At 46.9% G+C, this 21,289-nt stretch carries 19 protein-coding genes; 9 read left to right on the top strand and 10 right to left on the bottom strand.

Annotated features, from left to right (window positions below; genetic code table 11):
- Positions 1-46 precede the first annotated feature (46 nt).
- From TOI97_RS06725 to ahpC, 7 genes are all read right to left on the bottom strand, one after another.
- Positions 47-508, bottom strand: a complete 462-nt coding sequence (locus TOI97_RS06725; RefSeq protein WP_321553353.1) for a DIP1984 family protein — start codon at positions 506-508, stop codon at positions 47-49.
- A gap of 109 nt (positions 509-617) precedes the next feature.
- Positions 618-1,331, bottom strand: coding sequence for an arsenical resistance protein ArsH (arsH, locus tag TOI97_RS06730; protein ID WP_321553354.1), 714 nt, complete (start codon positions 1,329-1,331; stop codon positions 618-620).
- A 35-nt stretch (positions 1,332-1,366) separates the two neighbouring features.
- On the bottom strand, positions 1,367-1,837 hold the full coding sequence (locus TOI97_RS06735) for an arsenate reductase ArsC (protein WP_321553355.1): 471 nt from the start codon (positions 1,835-1,837) through the stop codon (positions 1,367-1,369).
- A 15-nt stretch (positions 1,838-1,852) separates the two neighbouring features.
- Positions 1,853-3,136, bottom strand: coding sequence for an arsenic transporter (locus tag TOI97_RS06740; RefSeq protein WP_321553356.1), 1,284 nt, complete (start codon positions 3,134-3,136; stop codon positions 1,853-1,855).
- A 37-nt stretch (positions 3,137-3,173) separates the two neighbouring features.
- Positions 3,174-3,524 carry a metalloregulator ArsR/SmtB family transcription factor gene (locus TOI97_RS06745; protein ID WP_321553357.1) on the bottom strand — a complete coding sequence of 117 codons (351 nt, stop codon included), beginning with the start codon at positions 3,522-3,524 and terminating at the stop codon, positions 3,174-3,176.
- 319 nt (positions 3,525-3,843) lie between these two features.
- Positions 3,844-5,397, bottom strand: coding sequence for an alkyl hydroperoxide reductase subunit F (gene ahpF / locus TOI97_RS06750; RefSeq protein ID WP_321553358.1), 1,554 nt, complete (start codon positions 5,395-5,397; stop codon positions 3,844-3,846).
- 122 nt (positions 5,398-5,519) lie between these two features.
- On the bottom strand, positions 5,520-6,083 hold the full coding sequence (ahpC, locus tag TOI97_RS06755) for an alkyl hydroperoxide reductase subunit C (protein WP_321553359.1): 564 nt from the start codon (positions 6,081-6,083) through the stop codon (positions 5,520-5,522).
- A gap of 275 nt (positions 6,084-6,358) precedes the next feature.
- On the opposite strand from ahpC, the gene TOI97_RS06760 reads away from it, so the two are divergent.
- Positions 6,359-7,585: a multifunctional CCA addition/repair protein gene (locus tag TOI97_RS06760; protein WP_321553360.1), complete on the top strand. Its 1,227-nt coding sequence runs from the start codon at positions 6,359-6,361 to the stop codon at positions 7,583-7,585.
- Between the two features lie 81 nt (positions 7,586-7,666).
- On the opposite strand, the gene TOI97_RS06765 is transcribed toward TOI97_RS06760, so the two are convergent.
- Positions 7,667-8,320 (bottom strand): response regulator transcription factor, encoded by a 654-nt coding sequence (locus tag TOI97_RS06765; RefSeq protein ID WP_321553361.1) that lies wholly within the window; start codon positions 8,318-8,320, stop codon positions 7,667-7,669.
- 19 nt (positions 8,321-8,339) lie between these two features.
- Entirely contained in the window at positions 8,340-10,637 is a 2,298-nt protein-coding gene (locus tag TOI97_RS06770; protein WP_321553362.1) for a PAS domain-containing sensor histidine kinase, read from the bottom strand.
- A gap of 150 nt (positions 10,638-10,787) precedes the next feature.
- Between TOI97_RS06770 and TOI97_RS06775 the strand changes: the two genes are divergently transcribed.
- From TOI97_RS06775 to TOI97_RS06810, 8 genes are all read left to right on the top strand, one after another.
- Entirely contained in the window at positions 10,788-12,410 is a 1,623-nt protein-coding gene (locus TOI97_RS06775; RefSeq protein ID WP_321553363.1) for an acyl-CoA synthetase, read from the top strand.
- A 105-nt stretch (positions 12,411-12,515) separates the two neighbouring features.
- Positions 12,516-13,883 carry a solute carrier family 23 protein gene (locus TOI97_RS06780; RefSeq protein WP_321553364.1) on the top strand — a complete coding sequence of 456 codons (1,368 nt, stop codon included), beginning with the start codon at positions 12,516-12,518 and terminating at the stop codon, positions 13,881-13,883.
- 63 nt (positions 13,884-13,946) lie between these two features.
- Entirely contained in the window at positions 13,947-15,719 is a 1,773-nt protein-coding gene (locus TOI97_RS06785; protein WP_321553365.1) for an acyl-CoA dehydrogenase C-terminal domain-containing protein, read from the top strand.
- Positions 15,720-15,791: 72 nt separating this feature from the next.
- Positions 15,792-16,661, top strand: coding sequence for an MBL fold metallo-hydrolase (locus TOI97_RS06790; protein ID WP_321553366.1), 870 nt, complete (start codon positions 15,792-15,794; stop codon positions 16,659-16,661).
- Positions 16,662-16,781: 120 nt separating this feature from the next.
- Complete coding sequence (locus TOI97_RS06795) at positions 16,782-18,701, top strand: ATP-binding cassette domain-containing protein (RefSeq protein ID WP_321553367.1); 1,920 nt, start codon at positions 16,782-16,784, stop codon at positions 18,699-18,701.
- Positions 18,698-19,270: a mechanosensitive ion channel family protein gene (locus tag TOI97_RS06800; protein WP_321553368.1), complete on the top strand. Its 573-nt coding sequence runs from the start codon at positions 18,698-18,700 to the stop codon at positions 19,268-19,270. The genes TOI97_RS06795 and TOI97_RS06800 overlap by 4 nt, the downstream gene beginning before the upstream one ends.
- Positions 19,271-19,276: 6 nt before the next feature.
- Entirely contained in the window at positions 19,277-20,035 is a 759-nt protein-coding gene (locus tag TOI97_RS06805; RefSeq protein ID WP_321553369.1) for a TerC family protein, read from the top strand.
- A 60-nt stretch (positions 20,036-20,095) separates the two neighbouring features.
- Complete coding sequence (locus TOI97_RS06810; RefSeq protein WP_321553370.1) at positions 20,096-20,578, top strand: YaiI/YqxD family protein; 483 nt, start codon at positions 20,096-20,098, stop codon at positions 20,576-20,578.
- A 50-nt stretch (positions 20,579-20,628) separates the two neighbouring features.
- Here the strand turns inward: TOI97_RS06810 and elbB are convergent, their stop codons facing one another.
- Positions 20,629-21,282 carry an isoprenoid biosynthesis glyoxalase ElbB gene (elbB, locus tag TOI97_RS06815; protein WP_321553371.1) on the bottom strand — a complete coding sequence of 218 codons (654 nt, stop codon included), beginning with the start codon at positions 21,280-21,282 and terminating at the stop codon, positions 20,629-20,631.
- Between the last annotated feature and the right edge of the window lie 7 nt (positions 21,283-21,289).

The following is a 21,289-nucleotide window of genomic DNA, read 5'->3' on the forward strand; positions in this document are numbered from 1 at the left end:
TTGGCGGGTGCGTTCGCCTCGATCAGTTCAGCTACTCACTACATCGCTAGTCTACTAAGTCTGTACTCCAGTTCAATCCTTGAATTTTCGTATCCAACTCACGGTAGGCTTTGGCCAAAGCATCCACCTGTTTTTGTATCTCTTTAACACTGACGGTGCTTTCAAACTTAATTTCTGATCGGCTATAGCGGTCTTGCGGAACTGAGGCGGCTTCCACCAGGTCAGCATAGACTTTGCGTCGTGCCGCTAAAATATCACGCTCAGCTAACGCATCAGTTAAACTTCGCTCGGCATCAAATTGAGTGTTGATATTGGTTTTATTGATGCGTTTGATCAGATCAAAAGTGCCTTCCGCCACCTGCTCAAACTCCTTAAGTAGGCGTTGCGGATTCTCCGCAGGCTCTTCACCCTCTTGCACTTTGGCATTGCTAACAATGCGTTGGCGCAATTGTGCAGCACGCTTTTGATAATCTGCGCGCAAAATCAATGCTTCCGCTAACTTCATCATAAACCTCGTTTTTAATAGATCGGCAAATTACTCATCTTGTAGCCTTACCAAAGGCGGGGAGTTGATAAGCAAACGACGGCAAAGCCCCCAATGAACAATGCTTAATTGATCAAATCGAACGCTGATTAACCCGCTGCGATAACTCTTCCGCACTTTCTTTACGCTCAGAGTAACGATCCACTAGATATTCCTGACGATCGCGCAGCAATAAAGTGAACTTCACCAGTTCCTCCATCACATCCACAAGACGGTCATAGTATGGCGACGGTAGCATACGGTCGTTATCATCAAACTCAGTAAACGCCTTGGGCACCGAAGACTGATTGGGAATGGTAAACATGCGCATCCAACGCCCCAACACCCGCAGTTGATTGACCACATTAAAGGACTGCGAACCACCGCACACTTGCATGACCGCCAAAGTTTTGCCTTGAGTTGGACGCACTGCCCCTATACTCAAAGGCACCCAGTCAATCTGTGCTTTAAATACTGCAGTCATGGCACCATGGCGCTCAGGCGAGCACCAAACCTGACCTTCTGACCACTGCATGAGCTCACGCAATTCGACCACCTTAGGATGAGTAGGCTCAACATCATCCGGCAAAGGTAAGCCCGATGGGTTAAAAATACGGGTTTCTGCACCAAAAGTTTCTAGCAAACGCGCCGCTTCTTGTACCACTAAGCGACTGAAAGAACGCTCACGGTTGGAGCCATATAACAACAAAATACGTGGCTTATGCGTGGATTTCTGTGTTGGTTGTAACTGTTCTAGCGTTGGCATATTCAATGCGTCAGCACTGATATTAGGTAAATTTTCGTACATAAGAGTGTCTCATCTAATCTTTTTATTAATCACTGTCACAGTCGGCCGATACGATCCAACTCGAGGCTGAACTCAGAAACCTTTAAAGTCGTAAACGGTAAAGCAAAAAATGCTTGTACCCGTTCGGCAATCTTAGCGAGGCACTGATCAAAGGCGGTTTGTATCTCGGTCTCAGAACCGGTCAGCGCAGATGGATCAACTAACCCCCAGTGCGCTTTCAATGCCGTACCAAAATACAAGGGACACGCCTCACCCGCCGCGTTATCACAGACAGTAATCACAATATCCGGAGGGTTCTGTGCAAAAGTATCTGATGCTTTACTGCTTAAACCTTCCGTTACAATCCCTGCAGCCGCCAGAGTGTCCAAGGCTCGCTGATTCACTCGGCCACAGGGGTGACTGCCAGAACTAACAGCCGAAAAGCCTGCTGGTGCCAAGTGATTAAATAACGCCTCAGATAAAATACTGCGACAACTGTTGTGCGTACACATAAATAAAATTTTCAAAACGCACTCCTTTAATTAAAAACTTAGGCGAGCTGCTAAGGCGCTGAGAGTCACTATCAACACCGGCAGCGTCAACACCACACCGACCTTAAAATAATAGCCCCAGCTGATTTTGATGTTTTTACGAGCCAAGACATGCAGCCACAGCAAAGTGGCCAAACTACCAATTGGGGTGATTTTAGGCCCCAAGTCAGCACCAATCACATTGGCATACACCATCGCTTGCTGAATCACCCCATCGACACCTGCGGCATCAATCGACAGTGCACCGACCAACACTGTCGGCATATTATTCATGACGGAGGACAACACAGCAGTGAGCAGTCCCGTGCCCAAGGTCGCCGTCCACAAGCCCTGTGCGGCAAAGACATTTAACAATTGGGCAATATAATCGGTGAGTCCGGCATTCTTTAAGCCGTAGACCACCAAGTACATACCTAAAGAAAATATCACCACTTGCCAAGGCGCTTCCTTCAGCACTTGAGTAGTACCAATCACCTGACCACGAGCGGCAATAACATATAACAACAAGGCACACACTGCTGCTATCACACTAATAGGCACACCCAACGGCTCAATCACAAAGAAACCCAACAGTAATAGGCCCAACACCCACCAACCTGCGACAAAGGTGGCGCGATCACGGATTGCTTCTTTGGGATTTTTCAGCTCATTTAGGGCATAAGTGGCTGGTAAATCTTTACGGAACAGCCAAAACAACATCATTAAACTCGCAGCAATACTGACAAAGTTCACCGGCACCATGACTGCGGCATATTCGTTAAAGGTGATATTAAAATAGTCCGCAGAAACAATATTCACTAAGTTCGACACCACAAAAGGCAAGCTCGCAGTATCGGCAATAAAACCTGCAGCCATAACAAAAGCCAAGGTAGCTGCTGGAGAAAAACGCAATGCTAATAGCATGGTAATCACAATGGGCGTAATAATTAATGCCGCACCATCATTGGCAAATAATGCCGATACTGCCGCGCCCAGCAGCACAATAAAGGAAAACAATTTGCGCCCACTGCCACCGCCCCAACGTGCCACATGCAAAGCCGCCCATTCAAAGAAGCCGGCTTCATCTAGCAGCAAACTGATAATAATAATGGCAATAAAAGTAGCAGTGGCATTCCAAACAATTTGCCAAACTAGGGCAATATCAGTCAGTTCAACCACACCACTGAGCAACGCCAGTAACGCACCAAAAGAGGCGCTCCAACCCACCCCCAGCCCTCGTGGCTGCCAAATAACCAAAACAATAGTGACAATAAAAATCAGCAGCGCAATCAGCATGGAAAACACTCAGTGCTAGGAAATGATTGAAAAGGGTTTAGTTGCAGATAGGCTCATTCGACGGGCCACGGTTCATCGCCTGTAGGCGTTGCAAATCATCCACCAACCAATGCTGGTTGGCTGCTAGGGTAGCTTTTAGAATGCTCAGTACCCAAGCCGGCAGCTCTGGATGCAAGCGGTAATATATCCACTGCCCTTGCCGACGATCCAACAATACACCGCTGGTGCGCAGTACGGCTAAGTGCCGAGAAATTTTCGGCTGAGCTTCCTGCAAACTTTCCGTCAACTCACAGACACACAGCTCACCCTCAGCGGTAATCAATAAAACAATCCGCGCCCGAGTATCATCAGCAAGACTTTTAAAAACCTCAGTCGGTGTAAATGACATGGTTAAAACTCTCAAAAAAACAATGCAGTGTATTGCTGTGATCAACACAGAGCTTATCTGTTAATTCATATATACGAAAAATCAAATATACGAATTTTCGAATACTTTGTAAAGAAAATTACCTATAGAAACAGCCGTATATTTCAAATTGGAAGGGCGCAATCTGAATGATTGAATGGCTGATAGCAGGCTTTGGACTGAGCACTCAACTCGATAAACTCAGTATTGTATATACACAAAAAATGCCCGCTACAATTCAATGTAGCGAGCATTCTATTTTATTACAGCAGCAACCTAAACTGATGCAGGCACTTACCGGTTACGAGCGAATAAGATGATCAAAAGCGCTCAATGACGCTTTTGAACCTTCACCCATGGCAATCACAATCTGCTTGTAAGGTACAGTTGTCACATCACCTGCAGCGAAGATGCCTGGTATATTAGTTGCACAACGAGCATCAATTTCAATTTCACCGTGCTTAGACAGGGCAACCGTATCTTTCAACCACTCAGTATTAGGCAGTAAGCCAATCTGTACAAAGATGCCATCAAGGTTAATGGTGTGGCTCTCCTCGGTCGTACGATCCTGATAGATTAAACCCGTAACTTTACTGCCATCACCAATCACCTCAGTGGTCATAGCGCTCTTAATTACAGTGACGTTCGGTAAACTTTTCAGTTTTCTCTGCAGAACTTCATCTGCACGCAAGGTGTCAGCAAACTCAAGTAAAGTCACATGCTTAACCAAGCCTGCTAAGTCAATGGCCGCTTCAACTCCTGAGTTACCACCACCAATCACTGCAACATCTTTACCTTTATATAAAGGTCCATCACAGTGCGGGCAATAAGCGACGCCACGAGTACGGTACTCTTGTTCACCAGGCACATTCATTTCACGCCAACGAGCACCGGTCGAAATAATGACCGTTTTCGCTTTCAAGCTCGCGCCAGACTCAAACTCAACAGTATGTAGCCCACCTTCTTCTGCAGCCGGAATTAAACGACTGGCAGTTTGTAGGTTCATCACATCGATATCGTAGTCACGCACATGCTCTTCCATAGCGCGGACCAGCTTTGGACCTTCAGTTTCTTTTACAGAAATAAAGTTCTCAATCGACATGGTATCCAATACTTGGCCACCAAAACGCTCGGCTGCAACACCGGTACGAATACCTTTACGTGCGGAATAAATAGAAGCTGCAGCACCAGCAGGTCCGCCGCCAATCACCAAGACCTCAAAAGGATCTTTTTCATTCATTTTAGCAGCTTCACGCTCAACGCTGCCGGTGTCTACTTTAGCGAGAATCTCTTCTACATCCATGCGGCCTTGGGCAAACATCTCGCCATTTAAAAAGACCATTGGCACGGACATCACTTGACGCTCTTCTACTTCATCTTGGAAAAGCGCGCCATCAATAGCAACGTGACTAATATTAGGGTTTAACACTGCCATCAGGTTCAATGCTTGAACAACATCAGGGCAGTTCTGACAAGACAAGGAGAAATAGGTCTCAAAATGCATCTTGCCTTGCAAATTCGAAATTTGCTCAATAACTTCTTGGCCAAGCTTCGATGGGTGTCCGCCAACTTGCAGTAGCGCCAACACCAATGAAGTGAACTCATGGCCCATTGGAATACCAGCAAAACGCAGGCTGATATTGCCATCAATACGGTTTAAAGAAAACGAAGGTGTACGTGCATCATCACCATCGGTACGTAAGGTGATTTTGTCACTCATGCTGGCAATTTCTTCCAGCAAAGTTTTCAATTCGGTTGATTTGGCTCCATTATCAAGGGACGCAACGATTTCAAACGGCTGCGTCACCTTCTCTAGGTAAGCCTTTAGTTGTGCTTTTAAATTAGCGTCCAACATGATTCATGTACTCCAAAATCTATATTTAGAAAACAAAACGCCCGAGCGGTGTGCGCCCGGGCGTCGGGCTTACCGAGTTGAACTACAACTGAGCAAGCAAGGTAACAAGTAAGGGGTTAACCTTAGATTTTACCTACTAAGTCCAGTGAAGGTGTCAGAGTTGCTTCGCCTTCTTTCCACTTAGCTGGGCAAACTTCGCCTGGGTGCGCTGCAACGTACTGTGCTGCTTTCACTTTGCGCAGTAGTTCTTGTGCGTCACGACCGATACCGCCAGCGTTGATCTCAACGATCTGAATCTTACCTTCTGGGTCAATTACGAAAGTACCACGATCTGCCAGACCTGCTTCTTCGATCATCACACCGAAGTTACGGGTGATTTGACCTGTTGGGTCACCGATCATTGGGTACTGAATCTTGCCGATTTCTTCTGAAGTATCGTGCCACGCCTTGTGGGTAAAGTGCGTGTCAGTTGATACTGAGTAGATTTCTACACCAAGCTTTTTGAACTCTTCGTAGTTATCGGCTAAGTCACCCAACTCAGTAGGGCAAACAAAGGTGAAGTCAGCTGGGTAGAAGAATACGACAGACCATTTACCTTTCAGGTCTGCTTCGCTAACTTCAACGAACTCACCGTTGTGGAATGCTGTTGCGTTAAACGCTTTAACTTCGCTATTAATATATGACATTAGACAATTCCTTTAAGTGGTTAAGAACTTACGCTGTTAATACTATGACATTCTTACGCTTAGGTATAATTGATTGATAACATAGCCTTAATAGCTTTTATCTATCAACCAACTTTCCCGTCATTGTTTCATCACTTCCACAGACTCAAAGTATAACCAGCGCTGTTATAATCCTCGCCGTTTACATAGTGGACTGAGCGACTCAACACATAAATCACCAAGGCTCAGTGTCTCAAGCCCCCTTGGTGCAATGTCTAGTTAAGGTACGTTTCTGTATGCAGATTTTCAAGGTCGGCGGCGCAGTTCGCGATCAACTTTTAGGCCGCCCAGTCAAAGATATTGACTGGGTAGTCGTCGGTGCAACTCCTGAACTAATGCGTAGTAAGGGTTTCCGTCCTGTAGGCGATGATTTCCCTGTATTTCTACACCCTAAAACTCGTGAAGAATATGCTTTGGCACGTACTGAACGTAAAAATGGCCATGGTTATGGCGGTTTCTCTTTTCATGCTAGTCCTGACGTCACTTTAGAAGAAGACTTACTGCGTCGAGACCTCACAGTTAATGCAATGGCACAAGCACCTGACGGCAGTGTTATTGATCCCTACGGCGGCCGCCGAGACCTTGAAGCACGTATTCTACGCCATGTCTCCCCAGCCTTTACCGAAGACCCATTGCGAGTATTACGCGTGGCTCGTTTCGCAGCACGTTATGCCTACTTGGGCTTTCGTGTGGCTGGTGAGACCATCAATCTAATGCGCCAGCTAACAGAATCGGGCGAGCTCCAACACTTAACGGCTGAGCGTATTTGGCAAGAGTTTTCACATGCGCTCATGGAAGACAATCCCGAGGTTTTTATTGAAGTCTTGCGTGAGTGTGGCGCACTAAAATCTTTGTTGCCTGAAGTCGATATTTTATTTGGCGTCCCGCAACCTGAAATACACCACCCAGAAATTGACACCGGTGCGCACATTTTGGGGGTACTGCAACAATGTGTGCGTTTTGCTCAACCTTTAAATATACGCTGGGCCTGCTTACTGCATGACGTGGGTAAAGGTACCACCGACCCTACACAATGGCCACGACACATAGCCCATGAAACCCGAGGTTTGGCCCTAATTAAAAAAATCAATGAGCGTTTTAAAGTACCGAATGACTGTGCTCAACTGGCCCTTCTGGTGGGGGAGTTTCATACCCATGCGCATCGTGCTTTAGAGTTACGTCCTACAACCTTAGTAAAGTTATTAATGAAGTTCGACATTATGCGTCGCCCGCAACGCTTTACTGATTTTATTGCTGCCAGTGAAATGGATGCACGAGGGCGTCTTGGGCTCGAAGACCGTGATTACCCGCAAGCGGATTATCTGCGTAAAGCAGCAGAAGTCATGCGTACAGTAGATGTGCAACCTCTACTGGAGCAAGGTCTGCAAGGAGCTCAACTTGGGCAGGCACTCAACGAGGCCCGCCATCAGGCCATTCGCACATATGTAGAAAGCCATAAATAAGGTCAAGAGCAATCATCTGATGGAATACGCCACCAACAATAGACACTCTCATACTCTATCCTGCCCTGAGTACACTCAACCTTACTCCTCAGCCGCAAGTGAATTTTCACGCAGCTGTAACGGATCTACTCGGCCTGCAGCAATCGCCATTCCAACCAAGTCAGGTAAAGTTTGCGCCTGCATATGTTTCATCACTCGAGCCCGATACAGATCCACAGTTTTGATGCTAATACCCAACTGCTCAGCCACTTCTCGATTCGTATAACCTTGCACCAAGGGTAAGAACACATCGCGCTCACGTGGAGTTAAGCTATCTAATCGCTGCAGTACAGCCTGTAAGCGGCTTTCATCTTTATTACTAGAAAAACGACTTAAGGCCTGCTGCACACTGTCCAAGAGCAACTGCTCGTTGTACGGTTTCTCAATAAAATCGATCGCGCCTGCACGGAAAGCGCGTACTACTATAGGCACATCAGCATGGCCACTGACAAACACAATGGGCAAATTGATGTTTTTGGCGCGCAACATTTCTTGTACATTTAAACCGCCCACACCCGGCATGCGCACGTCTAAAATAATACAAGCATGGCTGCTTTGTAATTCAGACTCGAGAAACGCTTGACCGCTAATAAAAGGTATAGCGCGCAAGCCAATCGACTCCAGTAACCAAACTGTAGACTCTAACATTCCTGGGTCATCGTCCACGACATATACAACCTGCTCTATTGAACTCACAGATCAATCCTTATAATTATTATGTTTCAACTGTTATACGCTCATCATTACAAGCACGTATAGGTAAACGGCAACTTAAGCATAAGCCACCAAGCGCTCCTGCTTCAGCTTCCAGTGCACCACCAAAACCTTCAACTATACTGCGGCTCATAGACAACCCAAGCCCTAAGCCTTCCGCTTTACTGGTATAAAATGGAGTAAACATATGCTCCATTTGTTCTTGACTCACCCCTGCACCTTGATCATGTACTTGAATATAAACACTATCGTTGCGCTGTTCTGCGGTCATTAAAATACGTGATGCTTTTTGCCCTCTCTGATGCTGCTCTCGATTAGCTTCAATGGCGTTGCGTAAAATATTGAGCAGCACCTGCTCTAACAGCACCCGATCGGCATATATTACAGGCAAGGCTGTCAACAGTTGCTGTTCAATATAGACCTGAGCATTCCTGGCTTCCCAAGCACATAGTTGCGTAGCATCTTGTAGCACCTCAGCTAGATTCAAGCCTTCAACACGACGCGGTTCTTTGCGTAAAAAAGCCCGTAAACGCTTAATCACTTGTGCAGCATGATTGGCATGCTCAGTGATCCGCTGTAAGCCTTGTACAACGCGCTGAATCGGTAACGATGTCATATCGGCGGCTTGCAAATATCTTAAACTCGCACTGGCATAGTTGATTACAGACGCTAAAGGCTGATTCATTTCATGCGCAATTCCAGAGGTTAATTCGCCTAAGGTGACCAACCTTGCTGTATGGGCTAGCTCTTCTTGATGTTTGCGGTGCTGTGCCTCACGCAGTTCACGTTCAGCCATGTTGCGCGCAACAAATGAATAATAATACTCACCCCCAGCAGTGGTATGCGCGAGCAAAACCAAAGATACGGGAAAAGAGGCAAGCCCTGCATAAGGTTGAAAGCGCGCTTCACAGCTCCAGACACCTTGCTGATCCACCTCTTTCCACCCCTTTTCGTCCAACACCCTTAAGGTTGCTGGATCAACAATCTCGTCCAACTGAACACATGGATGCTGTATTTCAACCTGTAGTGCACGTCGCGCAGAGGGGTTCATCCAGCGCACTAACCCACTAGGGTCAACAAACAAGACCAAGTCCGTATTCACCTCAACCACCTCAGCAAGTCTGCGCCGGTTTTCCTCAGACTGTACCCGTTCGGTGATATCCCGCGAAACACTGATAATTTCAACAATGTCGCCAGTATAGGTTTCACGAATTGCACGACTTGCCGTTTCAAACCATAAAAAATGCCCATCACGATGACGCATACGTAATGTCATCGTATGATAGCCATCCTCTATCAATGCATTGATTGCGTTTTGCTCAACTAAGAGCACACCCTTCTCATGTAACAAATCTTGATAACGCATGCCTTGCAACTCTTCTGGCCAGTAACCTAACAGCTGCCAGGACGCTGGCGATGCACTGATAAATCGCCCGTCCGGCCGGTGGCGTGAAATTAAATCCGTCGTATTTTCAGTGATCAAACGATAGAGGCGCGAAGCCTGCGCAGCATCCTGTAGGCGATGCGCCTGCTCGGTTACATCGCGTCCCCGCACCAAAACATGCTGTTGCTGGACATCAGGGATATAAGTCCACATATAAACACTCTGTGCAAAGTGTGCAGGTACATCTTCAACAACACGTTGTTGCTGCAAACAACTGCGTACTAAATGAACATGATTATTGGGTAGTGCTTGCATCGCACACTCTACGATCTGATGGCCGAATAAATCGATTACTGCTTGATTCACCTCCACCAAATCACTGTGCCGATTCACCCATAACACAGGGTTTGGATCATTACTCAACAACTCAACGGGAGCCGCTGGCTGAGTACAAGCCAACTGCAAACTTAAAATATTCAGCAAGCTATCGAGAGCATATAGAGGGGCTTCTGGCTGTAACTCAACGGCAATAAGACCCTGCTGCCCAGGGTAAAGTGATAAACGCGCAACAACCCCCTTACTTAATCCTGAGCGTTGTATCCGCTTAGCTAACCAGCAATCCATTACAGCCACTTCTTTCAAACTTAGCTGCGTTTGTTGCTGCATTGCATGGAATAACTTTTGGTCAGATGCTTCCGTTAAATCATCTGGGCCCGGTGGCCATCCCTGCCCATCTCCTATCGGACTATAAATACCGGCAGAAGCTTGCCAAGTAAAATACCAAACGGCACGTACATTCGAGTCCAGTTGAAGCACCTTTTGTAGAGCAGCTGCGCAATCAACAAGCGGACGCTTTTCTCTAAGCAAGCGCTGTAATAAACGCAAATGTAATGCTTGATTGTCCCGCCGCTGCATAACACAACCTCACCATTATAGTAAAAACACTATATGACTATAGTTTATCTACCATTATAAAAGAACAAAGCCTATAACAGATACATAATTGAACCGTATAAATATTTAAACCTAACGGTCAGCAATAACAATAAGACACAGGTATTCAATATGTCGATCTACGAACAAGGCCTTACTCCAAATGCTGTTAACCATGCTGCACTGACCCCTCTGAGTTTCATTGAACGTACCGCAGCAATTTATCCAAACTATCCTGCTGTAGTACATGGCTCTACCCGTCGCACATGGGGAGAAACCTATACTCGCTGTCGCCAACTGGCATCAGCACTGAATAATCGTGGCATCGGTAAAGACGATACTGTGGCGGTATTGCTGCCTAATATTCCAGAAATGCTAGAACTACACTTTGCAGTCCCCATGTTAGGTGCTGTTATTAACACATTAAATGTGCGCTTAGATGCTGAAGCCATCAGTTTTATGTTGCAACATGGCGAAGCCAAAGTGTTGGTAGTAGATCGCGAGTTTTGTGAAGTCGCGCAAACTGCTTGCCGCATGCTCGAACACCCGCCACTGCTGATTGATGTCAACGACCCAGAGTACGGGGAAGGTCAAGCCGTCAGCGACTTAGACTACGAAGTTTTCTTAGCAGAGGGTGATCCAGAGTTTGCTTGGCAATGGCCTGATAATGAATGGCAGGCCATCTCCTTAAACTACACCTCAGGCACTACAGGCAACCCTAAAGGCGTGGTATATCACCACCGTGGAGCTTTCTTAAATTCGCTAGGTAACCAAATGACTTGGGCCATGGGCAACCATCCTGTATATCTATGGACATTGCCCATGTTTCACTGCAACGGTTGGTGCTACCCTTGGACCATTACAGCACTGGCTGGGGTGCATGTTTTTTTACGCCGTGTTGACCCTCAGAAAATCCTCAACCTCATACGTAAAGAGCAAGTTACACATTTATGTAGCGCCCCTATTGTGCTGCAAGCTTTAGTCAACATGCCTGCAGCAGCTAAAGCTGCGATTGAGCATCCTGTTAAAGCCATGGTTGCAGGTGCCGCTCCACCGGCACAAGTAATTGGTGCCGTCGAAGAAATGGGCATTGAAGTAACACATGTCTATGGTCTCACTGAAGTTTACGGTCCTGTCACCTTGTGCGCTTGGCATGCTGAATGGGATGCGTTGCCTTTAGCTGAGCGAGCAGTGATTAAAGCCCGACAAGGAGTTCGTTATCCAACTCTAGAAGGGCTCATGGTTGCTGACCCAACCACACTGGAGCCCACGCCTAAAGATGGCCGAACCATTGGTGAAGTCTTTATGCGTGGTAACACCGTAATGAAAGGCTACCTTAAAAATCCGACAGCCACCGCAGAAGCTTTTACGGGTGGCTGGTTTCACACCGGTGACCTAGCTGTATGGCACTCTGATGGCTATGTCGAAGTGAAAGATCGCTCCAAAGACATCATCATCTCGGGCGGCGAAAACATCTCCACCATTGAAATTGAAGGTGTGCTTTATCACCACCCTGCAGTATTAGAAGCCGCAGTCGTTGCACGCCCTGATAAACACTGGGGCGAAACCCCATGCGCCTTTATTACACTCAAAACAGGGCAAGATCACGTGACCGAAGTTGAAATCACTGAATTCTGTCGTGAGCATTTAGCCGCATTTAAGGTTCCCAAAACCATTGTTTTCACAAGTCTGCCCAAAACCTCTACAGGAAAGATACAAAAATTCGTTCTGCGTGAAACAGCAAAAGCACTATAAACCAGTAAAGCAAGAACTTTACTCGGACAACAAGAATAAAAATCTAATCCTGCCCGTTTGCTCATATTAAGCAAGCTGCGTTGGGCTGTTAAAGAGGTGTGTACCATGCAATTGTATCAACGTAAAAATGGCGAAGAACAACCATTTTGGCCTGCCGGGCCTTTTAAAATACGCTTACCCTTTATTCACTATCGTTGGGAAACTGCGGAGATGTTTCAAGCTCTGATCATGTTCGTGGTCAGTTTGGGCATGATCCCTTTATTAGAAAAGTACTTAGGCCTACCTTACGATGTTGCCCTTGCCTACGTTACTGTTTGTGGCATTGGTTTTCTGTTACCAGCGCTCCTGGGCGTACCCTATGTACCGGGGTGGATCACCCCCGGAATACCCGTAGTTTTATTATTTTTAGGCGATTATGAACCTGGCCCTGAAGCCATTCAGGCGCTCTTTGCATTGCAATTCTTAGTTTTTATTATTTTCTTAATCCTTGGAGTCACCCGTCTAGGCAGCACCTTGGTACGCATCATTCCCAACTCAATGAAGGGTGGCATCATCATTGGTGCAGGTATCGCTGCTTTAATTGGTGAAATCGATGCTGGCGGACGCTTAGCTAATACTCCTATTTCTTTAGTCATTGGCAGCTTAGCCTGCCTATACCTGATGTTTTCAGTGTCTTTTAAAGGTCTAACTGATCGCGTCCCCTTCGCACGAAAAATCGTTAACTACGGCATGGTACCAGGCATGTTAATAGCTATTTTTATCGGTATTACTGTAGGTGAATATGACATGCCTGATGTGCGTTTCGGTATTACTGCGCCAGCTTTTGCTGATATGTGGAATTATTTACCTATCTCGCTTGGCTTCCCTGATGCCAAAATATTTATGCTCGCAATACCAACGGCTGTCATTGCTTATATTATTGCTTTTGGTGACATCATCGTTGGTCAGTCACTGATGCAGCGTGTGGATGAGCTACGTAACGATGAAGTGATCGAAAACAATATCGATCGTGTCCACTTAATCACTGCAATACGTAACGCTCTACATGCTTTTTTCGCCCCCTACCCAGGATTAGCTGGCCCGATCTGGACTGCAGTCACTGCAACCATGGCTGAGCGTTATAAATACGGCCGCAATGCCATGGACTCCATTTATAGCGGCGCCGGCACTTTCTGGATCACTGGGTTTATTGCGCTATTCATGCTGCCACTGGTGACTTTTTTCCAGCCCGTCCTACCCATTGCTCTGTCCTTAACCTTAGTACTGACAGGCTACATTTGCTTGATGGTAGGTTTTGAACAGCTGAACAACAACACCGAGCGCGGTATTGCAGGAACCATGGGCGTGGTATTAGCGGTATATGGTGCCGGCTGGGGCTTAGCCACAGGTGTAGTCTTATACATTCTGGTCGAGCGCACCCACATACTTAAATTCACCACGGCCAAACAACCCCATAGCACACCTGAAGAATAATCAACCTTCTGTACTCCTAGCCGTCCCAATAAAACGGCTAGCGCAACTGAAATAGGATAATTCATGTCTGATTACAATGCCCCATTACGCGATTTACGTTTTGTTTTACATGAAGTTTTTAACGCTCAGAAAGTTTGGGATCAGCTGCCTAAACTGCAAGAAAATGTCGATATAGATACCGCTGACGCCATTCTTGAAGAAGCAGCTAAAGTCACAGGACAGCTGATATCTCCCCTCAGCCGTGAAGGTGATGAACAAGGTGCACGCTGGCATAATGGCCTCGTGACAACACCTGACGGATTCAAAGAAGCTTACAACACTTACATCCAGGGAGGTTGGGTAGGTTTATCCGGTAATCCCGACTACGGTGGGATGGGCATGCCAAAAATGCTGTCCGTTCAATTTGAAGAAATGCTCTATGCCGCTGACTCAAGCTTTGCTCTGTATTCAGCACTGACCTCAGGAGCCTGTCTCGCTATTGATGCACACGCCAGTGCAGCCTTGAAAAGCCTTTATTTGCCGCCGCTCTATGAAGGCCGTTGGGCGGGTGTGATGTGCTTAACTGAAGCTCATGCAGGTACTGATTTAGGTTTAATTCGTACCCGCGCCACCCCTAACAGCGATGGTAGCTACAGCATTACCGGTAGCAAAATCTTTATTACGGGGGGCGAGCAAGACCTGACCGAAAACATCATACATTTGGTTTTAGCAAAATTACCCGATGCACCTCAAGGCGCACGGGGTATTTCATTATTTTTGGTGCCTAAAATAAAAGTACATGCCGATGGCTCACTTGGAGCTGCAAACACTGTTACTTGTGGTTCCATTGAACACAAAATGGGAATCAAGGCATCCGCTACTTGTGTCATGAACTTTGATGGCGCCACCGGCTACCTCATTGGCGAACCGAATAAAGGTCTCGCCGCAATGTTTACTATGATGAACTACGAACGTTTATCCATTGGTATTCAAGGCATTGGTTGTGCAGAAACCTCCTACCAACGTGCCTCTAACTATGCTCGTGAACGCATTCAAAGTCGTGCAGCAACGGGGATGAAGCACCCTGATCAAGCGGCCGACCCCATCATTGTCCACCCTGATGTGCGCCGTATGCTACTCACAATGAAATCCTTGACCGAAGGTGGTCGCGCTTTTGCCTGCTACGTTGGTAAGCAACTGGATATTGCCAAGTTTAGTTCTGATAGCCACTTAGCCGCTAAAGCGCAAGATTTGGTTGCTTTACTAACACCTGTTGCTAAAGCATTCTTCACTGATATGGGCCTAGATAGTTGCATCCATGGTCAGCAAGTTTTTGGCGGCCATGGCTATATACGTGAATGGGGTCAGGAACAACTGGTACGCGATGTTCGCATCGCCCAAATTTACGAAGGCACCAACGGAATTCAAGCACTCGACTTACTGGGACGTAAAATTATTGCCAATCGTGGTGAGTACCTCAATGCCTTTACTCACAGTATCCGCGAACAAGTCAGTACACCAGGCACCCTTTACACTGACGAGGTTCTAACGGCAGTTGAGCGTCTAGAACATATCAGCCAGTGGCTGCTACGCGAAGCAGAGAACAATAGTAATGAAGTGGGTGCTGCTTCCGTTGAGTACCTGCACCTATTTGGCTATGTTGCTTATGCTTGGATGTGGTCACGCATGGCTAGCACCGCGCAAAAAAATCATGCTCAAGATCCAGACTTTTACGATGCTAAGTTGGCCACTGCTGCATTCTACTTCAGCCGCATTCTGCCACGCACATTGAGTCTGGAGGCCAGTATTAAAGCCGGTAGCGACTCACTGTTTGGTCTTAACGCAGAGCAGTTTTAAACGCATCGAAAGACGCCCTAGAGTTCTCATATACTGTAGGGCGCACCCATACAACTAAGGAGTACAACAATAATGAGAACCTTAACGACACTACAAGGAAATAGCCAAAAACTGGATGGCGGCGCCATGTTTGGCAACGCACCTAAAGCTTTATGGCAACGTTGGATGCAACCCGACGAACACAACCGTATCGACCTTGGTTGCCGCGCCCTTTTAGTACAAGAACCCAATCGTAATGTTTTAATTGAAACGGGTATTGGTGCTTTTTTCCCTCCAGAAATGAAAGAACGCTTCGGCGTACAAGAAAACCATCACGTGCTTCTTGATAGTCTAGCTCAGCACGGTTTAAATCATACAGACATTGATATTGTAGTTTTAACTCACCTGCATTTTGATCACGCCGGTGGCTTGCTCTCTCCCTGGCAGGCAGATCAGCCCGCCCAACTGCTCTTTCCTAATGCTCAATACATTACTGGTGAAGGCCAATGGCAGCGCGCAAATAATCCTCATGCTCGCGATCGCGCCTCTTATATTCCTGAGTTACTGAGCTTACTGACAGCCTGCGGCCGTTTGCATTTAGTACCAGATAACAGCCCTTCACACCCCTTGCTCGGCGAGGGATGGCATTTCCATTGGAGTCATGGCCATACCCCAGGGCAAATGCTACCCGAAATCGCTATGCAGGACGGCCCTGTGGTTTTCCCTGGGGATTTAATTCCTGGTGCTCCTTGGGTACACCTACCGATTACCATGGGTTATGACCGCTTTCCCGAAGCACTTATTGAGGAAAAGCAAGCATTGCTCGACGACCTTTTTGCGCGCCATGGCCGCTTAGTTTTTACTCACGACCCTCAAGTAGCTATAGCAAATATTGCCCGCGATAAAAAAGGGCGCTATAGCGTGACCGGTGCGCAACCTGCGGCAAAAAACCTGTCTAGCTGAACAGCTAACTCCCCCAGAAAGGCAGTCCTTCTTGGCTGCCTGCTCCATCTTCTGTGCAACATGCATTAAATATCGCGTTCCTATCTTGGTAAAGGCGATGAAACTGCTAAACTGCACAACATGATACGAATCTCAGAACTTACCTTACAGCGCGGCCCACTGCGCCTTCTGGAGAATGCAGAACTCACTCTGCACCCAGGACATAAAGTCGGCTTAATTGGTGCCAATGGCGCCGGTAAATCCAGCTTATTCGCTTTACTTCGCGGTGAACTCCACCCTGATGCCGGCGATTGCGACCTACCGGCCACTTGGCGTATTGCTCATATGCGTCAAGAAATTGATGCGCCGCATCGCAGTGCTATTGATTATGTACTCGATGGTGATACACGGCTGCGAGATATTCAGCACAGACTCGCTCTCGCAGAAGAACAACAAGATGGCGCCGAATTAGGTCGCTTACATGCTGAACTTGACAGCGCTGATGCTTACACTGCCAATGCACGTGCTCGTAAACTACTAGCAGGTTTAGGCTTTCTAGAAGAGCAAATGGAAAACACCGTCAATAGTTTCTCCGGTGGTTGGCGAATGCGTTTAAACCTAGCCCAAGCCTTAATGTGCCCATCGGATCTATTACTCTTGGATGAGCCAACCAACCACTTAGATCTTGATGCTATTTTGTGGCTAGAAAGTTGGCTACAAAACTATCAAGGCACCTTATTATTAATCTCCCATGACCGAGATTTTTTGGATTCCGTTGTAGGTCATATTGTCCATGTTGATCAGCAAAAACTCACCTTGTATAGCGGTGGTTATACAGCCTTTGAGCGTGCCCGTGCAGAACGCATCATGCAGCAACAAAAAGCCCATGAAAAGCAACAAGCACAACGGGCGCATATGGAAGACTTTATTCGCCGTTTTAAAGCCAAAGCAACCAAAGCTCGTCAAGCACAAAGCCGAATTAAAGCCTTGGAGCGCATGGAAGAATTAGCCCCTGCGCATTTTGACTCACCGTTTAACTTTGTATTTCGTGAAGCAGACAAAACTTCAAGTCCTTTGTTAGACCTCGATAAAGCCACACTAGGCTACAGTAGTGACGCTCCCATTTTAAGCAATGTAAAACTACAACTTGCGCCTGGTGCACGCATCGCCTTACTCGGCCCTAATGGTGCTGGTAAATCAACACTGATTAAAAGCATCATGCACGATCTACCCTTGCTATCAGGGACTTTAACCAACGGTGAAAACCTCGTCATTGGTTACTTTGCCCAGCATCAATTGGACTCTTTAGACCCCAAGGCCAGCCCCCTGCTGCACATGCAGCGTGTAGCAACTAATGAACGAGAACAAGTGCTGCGCGACTTTTTAGGTGGTTTTGACTTTCGGGGGGATCGTTGCGATGAGCCAGTCGTAAATTTCTCCGGAGGAGAAAAAGCGCGCTTAGCTTTAGCTTTAATTGCTTGGGGCAAACCTAATCTACTGCTACTCGATGAGCCAACCAACCATCTAGATTTAGAGATGCGTCAGGCTCTGAGTATGGCACTACAAGACTTCTCTGGAGCGCTCCTACTAGTGTCCCACGACCGTCACTTAATTAAAAGCACTGTAGACGAACTATACCTCGTCGCCGAAGGCCAAGTACAAGCGTTTTCTGGCGATTTAGAAGACTACAGCAAATGGCTCAGTGATTACCGCTTGCGCCAGCTCAACGCCACAACAGACAAGGATGCACCCGTTGTAGATAAAATTGACCGCCGTGCACAGCGTCAAGCTGCAGCCGCCTTACGCAAGCAGTTGGCTCCATTGCGCAAACAAGCTGACACTTTAGAGAAGCAACTGGATCAAGTGCAACAAGAGTTAGCACAATTAGAAAGCATTCTCGCCGATAACAATCTATATGATTCTTCACAGAAAGATCAGCTTAAAAAGCATTTAAGTCAACAAGCCATTTTACTGCAGCGACAAGATGAACTAGAAGAAAACTGGCTGCTACGCTTAGAAGAATTAGAAGCACTACAAACACAGCTTGAGGCCGACGTATGAAACTCTGGTTCGAAGAATGGGCCGTTGACTGGATCAGCTTATTGATTCCTGGCACACAAATTCTCATCATCGCCTTAGCCGCTTGGCTGCTGCAGCGCCTACTCGCTCGCGGGCTCACCAGTTTAGCCGGTCGCTACAATATGCCACCGAGCATGCTGCTCCCCTTACGCGGAGCTATTCGCTGGTTGGTGATTGGTAGCGCGCTCATGATGATCCTTGAGCGCATCGGAGTATCAGCCACTGTGCTATGGACAGCCTTAACCGGCTTTGTTGCCGTTGCCGCTATTGCCTTCTTCGCCATTTGGAGTGTGCTGTCCAATATCTTTTGTGCAGCACTCATTTTTACCGTCGGACCGTTCCGTATTGGTGATTACGTGGAGGTTATGGAAAGCGCAGAAAAGCCAGGAGTTAAAGGCCGCGTCGTTACCATTAATGTTTTTTACACCACATTAGAAGATGTCACAGAGGGTCATGAAGGTGCTCTGTTACAGATTCCTAACAGTTTATTTTTCCAAAAGGTCGTACGTCGTTGGCGTGGACCTGAATTCCCTCAACCACTAGAGAAATAACTCCGTATGGAATGGCTCAGCAACCCCGAAATTTGGATCGCCTTTTTCACCTTAACTGCACTGGAAATCGTTCTCGGTATCGATAATATTATTTTCATTTCGATCCTTGTGAGTCGTTTACCTATACATCAGCAAGCCAAGGGCCGCATGATCGGTTTAGCTCTGGCCATGGGTACACGCATCTTACTGTTGCTATCCATTACTTGGATTATGCGCCTAACCACTGACCTCTTTGCAATTATGGGACAAGGCTTTTCAGGTCGTGATCTCATTTTATTCTTTGGAGGGTTATTTTTACTATTTAAAAGTACTGTGGAAATTTGGCACAGTGTTGAAGGCGAAGATGCTACGGAACAGCAAACAAAGGTCAAAGCCGGTTTCATCAGCGTCATCCTACAAATTGCTGTAATTGATATCATCTTCTCGCTCGATTCAGTGATTACTGCGGTCGGCTTGGTTGAGCATATCCCCGTAATGATTGCTGCAATTATGATTTCCATTGCTGTAATGATGTTAGCTGCCAGCACTATCAGCACCTTCATTGATAAGCACCCTTCCCTCAAGGTTCTAGCCTTATCTTTCCTGATTGTAGTCGGCACTTTATTGATCGCCGAAGCTTTTGGTGTACATGTCCCTAAAGGCTACATCTACTTTGCTATGGCCTTTTCTCTGGGAGTGGAAGCGCTGAACATTAAAATGCGTACAGCAATGAAGCGCAAACGTGCTGTACAAGCACAGCAAACTGAGCAGGATGCTGCTCAATAACATCATTTAATACAACACTTCAACACCTAAATAGTGTTGAAGCAATCATAGGAGTATGAGATGCGCGTCTGGATTGATGCCGATGCTTGCCCACGTTTAGCCCGTGACCAAGTGGTTAAGTTTGCTTTAAAACGTGGATTTTCAGTGATTCTAGTAGCAGGACAGACGCAACCTAAACCTAATTTTGCGTGCGTGCAATTAATTGTGGTGCCCAGTGGCCCCGATGCAGCTGATGATTATATCGCTGAACATGTAGCCGCTAATGAATTGGTCATTTGCAGTGATATTCCATTGGCGGACCGCATTATTAAGAAAAAAGCAGTCGCTCTGGACCCTCGCGGTGAGGAGTTTACCGAGCGTAATATGGGCGACCGTTTAGCTATGCGCAACCTCTTTACTGATTTGCGTGACCAAGGACAGATGTCCGGTGGACAGCGGGCTTATGCTGAACGAGACAAGCAAGCATTTGCCAATGCTTTGGATCGTATTCTCACACGTCTAGCCCGTTTACCCAGTAACCAACCCGCGCCAAATCAAGCTTAATGGAGTTGCGCAGCACCTTAGCGATCGCTGCGCAAGCAATATATGTACTGCTAAGCCATGGCTAAAACCTGTTCAACCAGCTTATTAATCCCTTTTGCTGCTTCGCTTAACGATTCCGTCAGCATGTAAGCCGGTGTAGTCACAAGACGGTGCACTTCATCCACGACAATACCATCAACTGCTGTGTCTTGATGCTGTGCACCCATTTGCGTTACCACTGCTGCAGTACCAGCATCAGTACCAATAGTACAACGTACACCCTCACCATAAATCTTCGCCGATAGCGCAGGTGAAATACAAATTAACCCCACGGGTTTCTTAGCATCTTTAAACCCTAAAATCGCTGCTAAAGTATCCTTTTGTACAGTGCAAGCTGCGCCTTTGCTGGCAAAGTCAGATAAATTACTGGCCACACCAAAACCACCGGGTAAAATCAACGCATCAAAATCGGCAGCCTTCAATTCACGTACATCACGGGACTTGCCGCGCGTAATACGACAGGACTCAACCAATACATTACGCTGCTCATTCGTAGGCTCATTGGTTTGGTGATTCACCACGGCTGTTTGCAAGATATCAGGCGCAAAAAATTCAACCTTAGCACCCAGTTGATCTAAACGTAATGCAGTCAAGACGGTTTCGTTAATTTCTGCACCATCGAATACACCACACCCCGATAAGATAATCGCTACTTTTTTACTCATGACCTTC

Origin of the sequence: Denitrificimonas halotolerans, assembly GCF_034259425.1 — a bacterium.
Taxonomy (GTDB): Bacteria; Pseudomonadota; Gammaproteobacteria; order Pseudomonadales; family Pseudomonadaceae; genus Denitrificimonas; species Denitrificimonas halotolerans.